The 12,677-nt window shown below is 43.9% G+C and carries 11 protein-coding genes; 5 read left to right on the forward strand and 6 right to left on the reverse strand.

What is annotated here, in order from left to right; genetic code table 11:
* Window positions 1–132: 132 nt before the first annotated feature.
* From metK to clpB, 3 genes are all read left to right on the forward strand, one after another.
* Entirely contained in the window at window positions 133–1,287 is a 1,155-nt protein-coding gene (gene metK, locus RO21_RS04915; protein ID WP_047976680.1) for a methionine adenosyltransferase, read from the forward strand.
* Window positions 1,288–1,471: 184 nt separating this feature from the next.
* Window positions 1,472–2,233, forward strand: coding sequence for a TatD family hydrolase (locus RO21_RS04920; protein WP_047976681.1), 762 nt, complete (start codon window positions 1,472–1,474; stop codon window positions 2,231–2,233).
* 121 nt (window positions 2,234–2,354) lie between these two features.
* Complete coding sequence (gene clpB, locus RO21_RS04925) at window positions 2,355–4,928, forward strand: ATP-dependent chaperone ClpB (protein WP_047976682.1); 2,574 nt, start codon at window positions 2,355–2,357, stop codon at window positions 4,926–4,928.
* A 38-nt stretch (window positions 4,929–4,966) separates the two neighbouring features.
* On the opposite strand, the gene RO21_RS04930 is transcribed toward clpB, so the two are convergent.
* Complete coding sequence (locus tag RO21_RS04930; RefSeq protein WP_047976683.1) at window positions 4,967–5,665, reverse strand: 3-deoxy-D-manno-octulosonic acid kinase; 699 nt, start codon at window positions 5,663–5,665, stop codon at window positions 4,967–4,969.
* Between the two features lie 111 nt (window positions 5,666–5,776).
* Here RO21_RS04930 and folE point away from each other — a divergent pair, with 111 nt between their 5' ends.
* Entirely contained in the window at window positions 5,777–6,433 is a 657-nt protein-coding gene (folE, locus tag RO21_RS04935) for a GTP cyclohydrolase I FolE (protein WP_047976684.1), read from the forward strand.
* 126 nt (window positions 6,434–6,559) lie between these two features.
* Window positions 6,560–7,345 carry a tRNA pseudouridine(38-40) synthase TruA gene (gene truA / locus RO21_RS04940; protein WP_047976685.1) on the forward strand — a complete coding sequence of 262 codons (786 nt, stop codon included), beginning with the start codon at window positions 6,560–6,562 and terminating at the stop codon, window positions 7,343–7,345.
* Here truA and holA read toward each other — a convergent pair.
* The 5 genes from holA to RO21_RS04960 form a co-directional block, all read right to left on the reverse strand.
* Window positions 7,338–8,363, reverse strand: a complete 1,026-nt coding sequence (holA, locus tag RO21_RS04945; protein ID WP_047976717.1) for a DNA polymerase III subunit delta — start codon at window positions 8,361–8,363, stop codon at window positions 7,338–7,340. The genes truA and holA overlap by 8 nt on opposite strands.
* 2 nt (window positions 8,364–8,365) lie before the next feature.
* The gene (locus RO21_RS04950; protein WP_047976686.1) at window positions 8,366–8,863 is read right to left on the reverse strand and encodes an LPS-assembly lipoprotein LptE; all 498 of its coding nucleotides are present in this window, start codon (window positions 8,861–8,863) and stop codon (window positions 8,366–8,368) included.
* Between the two features lie 431 nt (window positions 8,864–9,294).
* On the reverse strand, window positions 9,295–10,263 hold the full coding sequence (locus tag RO21_RS04955; protein ID WP_084724249.1) for a restriction endonuclease subunit S: 969 nt from the start codon (window positions 10,261–10,263) through the stop codon (window positions 9,295–9,297).
* Window positions 10,236–10,427: a hypothetical protein gene (locus RO21_RS12430; RefSeq protein ID WP_084724250.1), complete on the reverse strand. Its 192-nt coding sequence runs from the start codon at window positions 10,425–10,427 to the stop codon at window positions 10,236–10,238. Before RO21_RS12430 ends, RO21_RS04955 begins: the two co-directional genes overlap by 28 nt.
* Before the next feature lie 20 nt (window positions 10,428–10,447).
* Window positions 10,448–12,490, reverse strand: coding sequence for an N-6 DNA methylase (locus tag RO21_RS04960; RefSeq protein ID WP_047976687.1), 2,043 nt, complete (start codon window positions 12,488–12,490; stop codon window positions 10,448–10,450).
* Window positions 12,491–12,677: the final 187 nt, after the last annotated feature.

The following is a 12,677-nucleotide window of genomic DNA, read 5'->3' on the forward strand; positions in this document are numbered from 1 at the left end:
ATACATCTAAAGAATAAATGGATCGCAAGCGGTCGGTAACGGCAAATTTTTTGCAAAAATCCGACCGCTTGTCTTAGTGAAAAACAAGCGTATTTTTAAATTAAAGTAGTGATAAATCAATAGGATAGAAAAATGGCAATCAACTTATTTACTTCTGAATCCGTCTCCGAAGGGCATCCGGATAAAATCGCCGACCAAATTTCCGATGCGGTGTTAGATGAAATTTTAAAACAAGATCCAAAAGCTCGTGTAGCGTGCGAAACCTATGTGAAAACCGGTATGGCGTTAGTCGGCGGAGAGATCACCACTTCGGCGTGGGTGGATATTGAAAACCTTACTCGCAAAGTGATTTGCGATATCGGTTACACTCACTCGGATATGGGCTTTGATGCCCACTCTTGTGCGGTATTAAATGCAATCGGCAAACAATCGCCGGACATCAATCAGGGCGTGGATCGTGCCGACCCGCTCGCGCAAGGCGCGGGCGACCAAGGCATTATGTTTGGCTATGCCACCAATGAAACCGACGTGTTAATGCCGGCACCGATTACTTATGCACATCGCCTAATGGAACAACAGGCGAAGGTGCGGAAAAGCGGCAAATTAGCGTGGTTACGCCCTGATGCCAAAAGCCAGCTCACCTTTATCTACGAAGATAACAAAATCAAAGGGATTGATGCGGTTGTACTTTCTACCCAACACGCTGAATCCGTGTCGCAAAAAGAGGTGTACGAAGGCGTGATGGAAGAGATCATCAAGCCGGTACTGCCAAGCGAATGGTTAAGCCAAAGCACTAAATATTTCATCAACCCAACCGGACGTTTTGTGATTGGCGGCCCAATGGGCGACTGCGGTTTAACCGGTCGTAAAATTATTGTCGATACCTATGGCGGTGCGGCACGCCACGGTGGCGGGGCATTCTCCGGTAAAGACCCGTCAAAAGTGGATCGCTCGGCGGCGTATGCGGCACGCTATGTGGCGAAAAATATCGTGGCAGCGGGCTTGGCGGATCGTTGTGAAATCCAACTTTCCTACGCTATCGGCATTGCCGAACCGACTTCAATTATGGTGGAAACCTTTGGCACAGGCAAAGTGGCGAACGAATTATTGGTCGCTTTAGTGCGTGAGCATTTTGATTTGCGTCCGTACGGATTAATCCAAATGCTGGATTTAATCCGCCCGATTTACCGTGAAACAGCTGCTTACGGACACTTTGGTCGTGAACATTTCCCTTGGGAAAAAACTGACAAAGCTGATGCGCTACGCCAAGCAGCAGGGGTGAAGTAAATTAATACGAAAATGGCAGGTTATTACCTGCCGTTTTTTATTGCTAATAGATGAAATAATTAAAAATAAAGATGAATTTTTGCGACAAAAACAAAATGAAATAGCGTCTTTAAAACAGATTATTGAACTGATTAAAGGATAAATTTATTGATAATATTGAGTTTTATCCTGGCAAATATACCTAATGAATAAAGTATTCGACAGCCATATTCACCTCGATCAATTCAGTGATACCCAAATTACCGCAATACTGAATGACCTTAAATTATGCAGTGTGTTGGCGGTTGCAACGGATCTCGCCAGTTGTCAGCGCTTGTTAGCGTTAAAACAGCGCTATCCGCATATTCATATTGCCGCCGGTTTTCACCCCGAACAACCATTGCCGAGCGAGGTAGAGCAACAGCAACTGTTTGATTGGATTGCAAAAAATCGTACTCAGCTAACCGCTTGCGGTGAGGTTGGTTTGCCCCATTATCGTCAGCGTGAACACCCCAATTTAGATTACCGCCCCTATATTGCCCTGCTTGAACAGTTTATCCGCTTGAGCAAGCGGTATGATTTGCCGATAAATTTGCATATTGTTTATGATGATGCGTTGATTGCGCTTGAATTGTTGGCGAAGTATCAGATCAAAAAAGCCCATTTTCATTGGTTCAAAGCCAATGACAGTGTCATCGAAAAATTATTGGCAAGCGATTATGTCGTCAGCATTACCCCTGATATTCTTTGGAATGTCAAAACACAAGCGGTGGTGAAACGGTTTCCGATCGAGCGTTTGCTGATTGAAACGGACGCGCCGTGGCAACATCAAGGCTTTGCGCCGCACGCGATTTCCGAGCAGTTACTTGCTGTGGTTGAACAAATCGCTGCCCTAAAATCCCTCCCTACTGAGTTTGTCGCCCATCAAACGACACAAAATGCGCTGAAATTTTATGCGATTGATTGAGTTTTTGTGAGCTTGTTCACATTTTTTCTTGAAATTGACTTGACAAGCCCAATTTATCTTTTCGTCAAGCGAGAGTGGCTCTCGTAGTCAGAAAAGATCAACCGAATGTTAAGGAATGAAAATGAACATTGATAAATTAACTCACAAATTTCAGGAAGCGTTGGCGGAAGCGCAATCTTTAGCGGTCGGCAAAGACAATGCCTATATTGAACCGGCGCATTTACTCTACACCTTATTGTTGCAAAATGACGGCAGTATCGCACCGCTTGTTACGGCGTTGAATGTGCCGCCAAAACAGCTTGCCGATGAATTGGCGGCGATTATTCAGCGTTTGCCGCAAGTTGAGGGCGTGAATGTCCAACCGTCCCAAGCGTTATTTCGCCTATTAAATCAATGCGATAAGTTAGCCCAGCAATTTGGCGACAGCTTTATTTCGTCAGAATTATTTGTGCTGGCGGCATTGGATGATAACGGCGATGTCGGCAAATTATTGAAAAAATGGGGCTTGACCAAGCAGAACGTTACTCAAGCTATTCAACAAATTCGAGGAGGCGAGCAAGTGAATAATCAAAATGCAGAAGAGACCCGTCAAGCATTGCAAAAATATACGATTGATTTAACCGAACGTGCCAGAAACGGCAAGCTCGATCCGGTTATCGGGCGTGATGAAGAAATCCGCCGTGCCATTCAAGTATTACAGCGCCGTACCAAAAATAACCCTGTGCTGATCGGCGAACCGGGTGTTGGCAAAACAGCGATTGTGGAAGGTTTGGCACAACGGATTGTCAATGGCGAAGTGCCAGAAGGCTTGAAAAACAAACGGGTGCTTTCGTTGGATATGGGCGCATTGATTGCCGGTGCGAAATATCGTGGTGAATTTGAGGAACGCTTAAAAGCGGTGTTGAATGAATTGGCAAAAGAGGAAGGGCAAGTCATTCTGTTTATTGATGAAATTCACACAATGGTCGGCGCAGGCAAAACCGATGGCGCAATGGACGCAGGCAATTTGCTCAAACCGTCCCTTGCCCGTGGCGAGTTGCATTGTGTGGGGGCGACGACGTTGGACGAGTATCGCCAATATATTGAGAAAGATGCCGCCCTTGAGCGCCGTTTCCAAAAAGTGCTGGTTGATGAACCGAGCGTGGAAGACACGATTGCAATTTTACGTGGTTTGAAAGAGCGCTATGAAATTCACCACCACGTTCAAATTACCGATCCGGCGATTGTGGCGGCGGCAACCCTTTCCCACTGTTATGTGTCCGATCGTCAGCTACCGGATAAAGCGATTGATTTGATTGACGAGGCGGCATCGAGCTTGCGAATGGAAATTGACTCAAAACCGGAGCCGCTCGACCGCTTGGAACGCCGGATTATCCAACTCAAATTAGAGCAACAGGCGTTACAGAAAGAAGACGATGAAGCGAGCCGTCAGCGTCTTGCAAAATTAACCGATGATCTGACCGCTCGTGAGCGTGAATATGCTGAGCTGGAAGAGGTGTGGAAAGCGGAGAAATCAGCATTGCTCGGCACGCAGCATATTAAGGAAGAGTTGGAAACGGCACGCTTAAAAATGGAGCAGGCACGCCGTGAAAATAATTTTGAAAAAATGGCGGAATTACAATACGGCGTCATTCCGAACTTGGAAAAACAGCTTGCCGAAGCCCAAGCCCGTGGCGATGATAATGCAGACAATCAGTTGCTGCGCACCAAAGTAACCGATGAGGAGATCGCCGAAGTGCTTTCCCGTGCGACCGGCATTCCGGTAGCCAAAATGATGGAGGGGGAAAAAGAGAAACTATTGCGAATGGAGGAAGTGTTACATAAACGGGTGATTGGGCAGAATGAAGCGGTCGATGCGGTGGCTAATGCTATCCGCCGTAGCCGTGCAGGGTTGTCCGATCCGAACCGCCCGATTGGTTCTTTCTTGTTCTTAGGGCCGACCGGCGTTGGGAAAACCGAGCTATGCAAAACCTTAGCCACCTTCTTATTTGACAGTGAAGAGGCGATGATCCGCATTGATATGTCGGAATTTATGGAAAAACACAGCGTGGCACGGCTTGTTGGTGCGCCTCCGGGTTATGTTGGCTACGAAGAAGGCGGTTATTTGACCGAAGCGGTTCGCCGCCGTCCATATTCCGTGATTTTGTTGGACGAAGTGGAAAAAGCCCACAGCGATGTGTTTAACATTTTATTGCAGGTGTTAGATGACGGGCGTTTAACGGACGGTCAAGGTCGCACGGTGGATTTCCGCAATACCGTGGTGATTATGACCTCAAACCTTGGTTCGCACCTGATCCAAGAAAATGCGCACCTTGGCGATTATGAGGCAATGAAAGCGCAGGTAATGGAAGTGGTTGGGCAGCATTTCCGCCCGGAATTTATCAACCGAATTGATGAAACGGTGGTATTCCACCCACTTGGTCAAGCTCAAATCCGTGCAATTGCCGACATTCAGCTTCAACGCTTAATCAAACGAATGGCGGAACGAGGCTACAAAGTTAGCGTAACCGATGCGGCACTCGATCATATCGGCAAAGCCGGTTTCGACCCGTTATTTGGGGCAAGACCGCTCAAACGGGCAATTCAGCAAGAACTGGAAAACCCATTGGCACAGCAAATTTTGTCCGGCAAATTGTTGCCGAATTTGCCGGTCGTCTTGGATTTCCAAGACGGGCAAGTAGTTGCTAAACAATAATGAAAACGGACAAACGCCGAGCAATGCTCGGCGTTTTTTTATGAGTGATAACCAGTGAGTAAGGCTTGCCAATGCACATCGCTGAAATGAATTGCCAGACGTTTTTGTTCTTTTCGGAACGAGCGGAGCAAGCGGGCTAAGTTAGCGGCTTTCCACTGTTCTCCTTGTTCAATGCGGCATTTATCGAAATCAATCAACCAAAATTTGCCTTGATCGTCTAACAAAATGTTGTGGATATTCAGATCGGAATGATGCACTTGGTGATCGTGCAAACGGCGGATCAGCTTGCCAATATGGTGATACTGTTGCTCAGCCAGCGGCGCAGTTTGGAGAAGTTGGCTTAAATCGTGCGTGTTTGCAATTTTTTGCAACAAAATATCCGCTTGATAGCAACCGCAACTACGCTCAATTTTAAAGGCTATCGGCTGTGGGACAGGCAAACTCCATTGATGCAGTTGGCACAGCAAGGCAAATTCTTTTGCCGCTCGTGTGTCGGCATAGCCGTTAAACCAGTAGCGATCCCGAATTATTTTGCCGAATAAGCCGCCACGATAGTAGTGGCGATGGACAGCGTCCACCCCCAGTTTATCTTGCGTATGTAAAAACCAAGTGATGCCACGCCCTTTGGACGATCCTTGCAAGCGCTCGGATATGCTGAAATTTTTGCAATCTAACAGTTGGCGGACAAAGGCTTGTTGTGCTGCCGGGACAATCTCGGGATTAAATTGATAAAACATAAGGTTAAGCGAGCAAATTAAAACAAAGATTTTACACGAATTTGGGGGCTTTCGTTGTTTTTTTAGGGCAATTTGGTAAAATCCTGCGTTCAAATTTTTAGAGGATAATCAATGAGCGACATCTCACCGGAAGCCCGAAGCGTGCGTGATGCACTGATTACAAAGGGAATTGAAACCCCGATCATCAATCATCAAAAAGATAAGGACAGCCGCCGTGCCGAAATTCAACAGCATATGCGGGCGGTGCTTGAGCTACTTGGCTTGGATCTGCGAGATGACAGCCTTGAGGAAACCCCACACCGTTTGGCAAAAATGTTTGTGGACGAAATTTTTAGTGGGCTGGACTACCAAACTTTCCCGAAAATCACCAAAATCAAAAATCAGATGAAGGTGAGCGAAATGGTGTTGGTAGACGATATTACTCTCACCAGTACCTGCGAGCATCATTTTGTAACGATTGACGGCAAAGTCGCGGTGGCATATTACCCGAAAAATTGGGTGATTGGTTTATCGAAAATCAACCGTGTCGTGCAATTTTTTGCGCAACGCCCGCAAGTGCAGGAACGCTTTACCGAGCAGATTTTAACCGCTTTTCAGACTATTTTGGAAACGGAAGATGTGGCGGTGTATGTGAAAGCGACCCATTTCTGCGTGAAGTGCCGTGGTGTGAAAGACACTAACAGCCAAACGATTACCTCGGCTTACGGCGGGATTTTCTTGCAGGATCGGGATACCCGCAAAGAGTTTTTAACCCTGATCAACAAATAACCGTTGCAAGCGGTCGGTTTGTGGCAAAAATGTGCAGAGTGAGCCGTTATCTCAAGTTGCGAAACGGCGACATCCTCTCGCAAAAAATTGCCCTGAACCGACCGCTTGTCTTCTTTGGGATACGCTATGAAAATCGCCCTTGGCATTGAATATGACGGTAGCCGTTATTTCGGCTGGCAACGGCAGCAGAATGTCGCCTCCGTGCAACAAAAATTGGAAGAGGCGTTGTCGATTATCGCCAATGCCCTTTGTGAAGTGTTTTGTGCCGGTCGAACCGATGCCGGCGTACACGGCACGGGGCAAGTGGTGCATTTTGAAACCACAGTTAAACGCCCGCTCCAAAGCTGGTGCTTCGGGACGAATACCCATTTGCCGAACGACATTGCGGTGCGTTGGGCGGCGGAGGTGGCGGACGATTTTCACGCTCGCTTTAGTGCGACCGCCCGCCGTTACCGCTACATTATTTATAATCATAAGTTGCGTTCTGCCATTTTGCCGCAGGGGATCTCCCACTATTATCACCCGTTAGAGGCAGACAAAATGCACGAGGCAGGGCAGTTTTTGCTTGGCGAGAACGATTTCAGCAGCTTTCGGGCGGCGCAATGCCAATCGCATACGCCGTGGCGGAATGTGCATCATCTGAATGTCAGCCGTATGCAGGATTATATTGTGATAGATATTCAAGCCAATGCGTTTGTGCATCATATGGTGCGTAACATTGTCGGCAGCTTGATTGAGGTTGGGCAGGGCAGGCAGCCGGTCGAGTGGATTAAATGGCTGTTGGCACAAAAAGATCGTACCCTTGCCGCACCGACCGCCAAAGCCGAAGGGCTGTATTTAGTTGATGTACTGTATCCGGAAAAATATGCCTTGCCGAAAAATCCGCTTGGACCGCTGTTTTTGGCTAACTGAATTGGCTGGAAAAACGCACCAGATCTAGCCAAACCGTATCGCTGAAATCGTGTTTCACTTGCCGTTCCAGCTCGGCAAGATCTTGAATCAGTTGATAAAGTTTGCGGTAAGTATGGCGTTGCACAAATTGTTGATAGAGCGTGCGGCGGTTTTGCCAAATCTTTAAGCGGTCAAATTCCGTGCGTAAATTGCCCGTTGCCAGTGGCTGCTCGCTCAAGGTTACTCTGTCGGGCTGATGGGTGATCTCCAGTAAAATATGCAGCTCTTTTTGCATAATCCGCAATAGCACCACCGGTTGCACTTCTTCATTTTGCAGATGATTGAGAATACGCACCGCTCGAGCCGTTTTGCCGCCCAGTAACGCATCTACCCACTGAAACGGAGTAAATTGTGCCGACTGCTCCACCACTTCTTTGGCTCGATTTAACCCAATCGGTTTATCGGCATACTGCAATTGCAAGATAGCTAAAACTTGCTTTAACGCCAATAAATTGCCTTCATAGCTGTAACAGAGGAATTGTATTGTCTCCGGTTCAAGCTGTAACTGCATTGATTTTGCTCGGTGGTTCAACCACATTGGCAACTTGCTGATGTCCGGCGTTTGGCAGTTCACCACCGTTGTATCTGCTTCAATTTGGCTAAACCACGCCTGTTTTTCCGTCTGCTTGTTGAATTTCGGAGCGTGTAAAATGAAGAGCAGATCGGTGTGGCTGAATGCCAATAACGCAGCCAGTTGCTTTTGTTGCGGTGTAGTGAGAGCATCCGGCAAATTCAGCATCACGATTTGCCGTTGGGAAAAAAGACCGTTAGATTGCACTTGCTCGAAGAGATCGTCCCATTTGGTTTCATTATTTAACGCCGCTTCGATTTTGTCATCAAATTGTTGTTGGCGGGCGTGCTTGACAATTGCATCCTTACTTTCATTCACCAACAACAAATCTTGCCCGCTCAATAAGTAGCAAGGGGCTAAACCTTTTTCAAGTTGAGCATTCAGCCCTTCGGAGAAAATGCGTTGCAGCATTATTTTGCCGGATGGGAAAGCGGCAATGCCGCCATTTTGATGATCAACTGGCGTGAGGCTTGCTCATACATTTGCCGCATAATCGCCTCTTGTTCTTCCGATTTTGCTAAGGCAGCACGGGAGTCATCAAAGAAAGTGCGGTGTACGGACACTTCCAGCGGATAGTGCTGATTATTCAGAGTTGTTACCGTAGCTTGCACCGTCAGGCTTAAAATTTTCTCGGCTTCACGGGCTTGTTTAAACACCGAGGCAACACGAGATCCGCTATTTGCAGAATTTAGCCGTAAAGTCGCCGCTTGCTGTGTGCTGTCTGACGGCACAAGGCGAATATTGTGCAGCAGTAACTGACTGCGTAGTGTTCGAGACATCTCGCTATATTGATCGGCACTTTCAAAACGCAATGTGCGTAGCTGTTCAGGCAGAGTTTCACTATTTTGGAATTGCCAACTGCAAGCGGTCAGAAACAGCGCAAAGATTGCAAAGCATTTTTTTAACATTGAGGATTTCCTTGAATACCGGGCAATACAATGCCCTATCATATTAAAACGAATGCTACTTTAGCATAAATCCCTGTGGCTAAAAAGGTATAAGTAAAAGCTATGCCGGACGACCAGTTTTGGTTTGCCCAATTTTGTATCGGCATTTATCCGAATTTAAACTAAGGAGAAGAATAATAGTATGTATGTTTGAGCTTATTCAAATAATGGACGGGGGTAAACAAATACAAAGGCAATATGGTAGTAATCTAACTGACTAAAGTAGGTATTAAAGGCAGCACATATTTCTCAATGTCTGATACCGATAATGTATAAGTAATGGAGCATTTGACGGAGTGGTTGAAGGAATAGGGGGATTGATATTTAGGGAGCCTGAAATATTTAAAACAGTCAATTTCTTGCAATAAACTGCAAAAAATTGACCGCTTTCATTAGCTACTAATTACTTGTTTTGTAGTTGCGATTTTATTATCGGCATAACGCACCACATCTTTAATTACTAACTTTTGCACAGCAGAAATTAAGGTTTCCATAAAACTGTAATCAGGTTGTTGGTTATTTGTGGGAAGTTGGATATTTAGCTCGTCAGCATCTTTAGCATAAAAATTTCGTGCATAGCTAAATTTACCTGTATAGGACGATTTATGTATTGCCGAAGTCATAAAAATCGCCGCATATTTATTTAAATCCTCGGTATGAACTACAGCAATATGATCATCTCCTCCATAATCATAGTTGCGATATTTGGCAGAACCAAACATATCAATTGTCGTTGTGTTGGCTTTAAATATTTCTACTTCATTACCGATAAATGCAGATACGCCTGTTTCGGCTTCTCCTGCCGTAACGAAAGGTAAATCTCCGGCTATTCTATCCGCACTTTTTAGGCGTTTACCTCTAGTGGATTTGCCAAATAGTTTTTCAAGATTATACTCTCCCCAAACCACCTTGCTGTTTTCAAAATCGACAAGTGCCTGTTGTTCAGCGGTAGTGAGTGTATAGTCTTTTAAACCTGTAAATAATAAATATGCTTCAAGTTGCGAGATGCGGAGTACCTCAAGCTGTGAGATGAAATTTTCCATAAACTCAAAATCAATTTGGGAAATCTTATCCAAATTGGCGTTGGGTTTTATTGGGAGAGGAATTTTATTTCCTTTAATTTTTTCCCAACCGGCTTTGTTCGTCCATTCATAGTTACCATAAATTGCTTTTGAAATGCTTGCTGTTAAAAAAATGTGCTGATTATCCGTCAAAATATCATTGGTATATATCCATTTAATAGCGTAAGCATCTTGTAAAACCGTAAATTCTTTATTTTGATAAAAGGTTGCGCCCGTATTTGCACCATTAGCTGAAATAGAAATAACATTTTTTAAAATAGTTGCATTATTTCTAGGCACATAATTTTCAATCCTTGATTTTGAATACCTGCAGTTAGAGCCGGTAAATTAAAATCTCCTTCTGGTTTATCCGGTAAATTATTAGTTTTATAGTTGAGTTTTTTTACTTTTATTTTTTCAAACAACTCCTGCAACTCAAATTCTGCCCATTTAACTTGCTGCAATGCTTGTGTTAAATGGGCTTCTATTTTCCCAAATGTTCGTTGCTTAAGTCTTGTTTTTTTAGAATATTTGCCACTTCCCACGCTAAATAATCGCTAACTGTCTTTTTAAAATCCTCAAGCGTAGGTTTGGTGTCTATCGGAGCGGTTTGGTTCCAGTCTGCGCCGTTTTTCGGGTCTATGGTATTTTCGTAATACTCTTTTTCGGTAAACAACTTCAATTTAGACTTGCCAAAACGCACTAAATTAACGACTTCCTCATAGCGTTCACGAGCGTTATCGGTATCTTTCAGATTATTGCTGGCTTTTTTACGATTGGTTCGGGTATAGCCATCATTGCTAAAATCAATGAATTTCACCATTTTATCGGCGTGGTGTTTTTCGCCAATCTTAAACACATAAACATTGGTTTGTACGCTGGATTTTCCGATAAACAAATCAATCGGCATTTTAATACTGGCAATTAGAGTATGTTTTTGCAAAATGCGTTGATTGATTTCTTTTGCCTTACCGCTACCAGCAGAATTTTGAATAATAATCGCTGCATAGCCTTTGTTCATCATATTTAAGGCGGTTTCCACGAAGTTCATTCCATTACCAGTCGCGGAATAAGGCGGATTAAGAATAAAAGCGTCTGCGGGGAATTTGTCATTGGTATTACCAAAACCATATTTACCGTCAAAATCGGTCAGTGAGTTTTTGTTGATAATATTTGAGCTGCCATCGCCCATCATAATCATATTCAAAATGGCAAGCATATAAACGCTAGAAAGTAATTCCAAACCCAACAGTTGTTTGGCTTTGATATGAGCTTCTTTTTGGCGCAGTTCTTCGGGGGATTGAATATTGGCTTTAGCATCTTTAAGCATTTCATTCATCGCAGCAACTAATAGCCCAGCCGAACCTGTGGCGAAATCCCAAACATAGCTGTCTCTATTCACCCGCGCCAATTTAACCAGCAAAGTAGCCACATAAGACGGTGTTAAAACCACATCGTTGAGTTTGTCTTGCGTAAACCCGAGCCAAGAGTACATTTCGTTAAACAGCTTGCCTGTGAAATCGGTGGTTAAGCCGATTTTGTAATAAATACCCAAATCATCAACAATTTTGGTAAACACACGTTTAAGCTGGCTTTCGCCTTTTTGCGGTTTGTTGATGTTGTCGGTTAAGAGTGTATTAGACAAAGTGCGGATAATTAAATCTTTTTTATCTTGTGGTAATTGCTTTTTATTAAAAAAAGCGTTTATTTTACGAATAATAATATCACCATCTCGATTACCCTCTTCTTCAGATGATTTTAAATCTTCTTTTTCTAAAGGTTTTACCTTGTTGGGTACGCCAAGTGTCGCAATGATTGAAGCTGCAACAAGATAAACACGGTCGTTTTCGCCCAAACCTTTTTCGTTTTGGTAAATATCGTTATTAAGTTTGGTCAGACTAGCATCGATCTCTTTTTCACGCTTTTCTTTGATTTTTTCTAATTCTTCGGAAGAAAGCGTTAATTGCTTAACTTGTGCGATAAAATCGTCAAAGTTTTCTTTGGCAAGAAAAGAAAAATCGGAAAATTCGCCGACTTTTTGTCCTACACCAAGATTGGATTTCGCCACATAATAAACCCCAATTTGATGACGAATTTTGCCTTTTTCGTCTTTTTCGCCCGTCATACCAATGGCGATAATTTCGGTGTAGCTGGTGTGATGAAGTAAAGCATTAGCATAATGCACTGCACCATTAACCGCATAGCCGTTGATATGCTTGAAATTTGGTTGGTTTTTCGCCGTGCGATTATCTACATTACCTTCGGCATCTAATTTTGCCAACTTGTCGCCATAGCCTTTGTACTCAATTAAAATAGGGTAATATTCGGTATTGGCTGCCTGTAACAACAATTTTGCGTCAGGACGATTTACCCCTACACCACCATTTTTAGAAAAATAATCTTTTAACGCTTTATCAATTTCATCATTGAGTGTTTCTTGTTCTAATTTATAATCTAATTGATATTTTTTTAGCCAGCCGTTTGCTAAATCTGCAATATTCGGTTCAATAGATTGTCGTTTCGCCATTTTATGCCTTGTTTGGTCATCAATTAAGGTCGGGTATTATCTTAAATTTCAATATATTGTGCTATGTTTTTTGTGATGTTTGGTTTTACTTTTCCTAATTTAATCCTGTTGCCATATTATTTGGCACTATGGAGTTGATTAACTGCTTTTTTATAATTTTCAAGCCACTGTTGCCAACGAATATTTC

The organism is Muribacter muris (genome assembly GCF_001038205.1).
Taxonomy (GTDB): Bacteria; Pseudomonadota; Gammaproteobacteria; order Enterobacterales; family Pasteurellaceae; genus Muribacter; species Muribacter muris.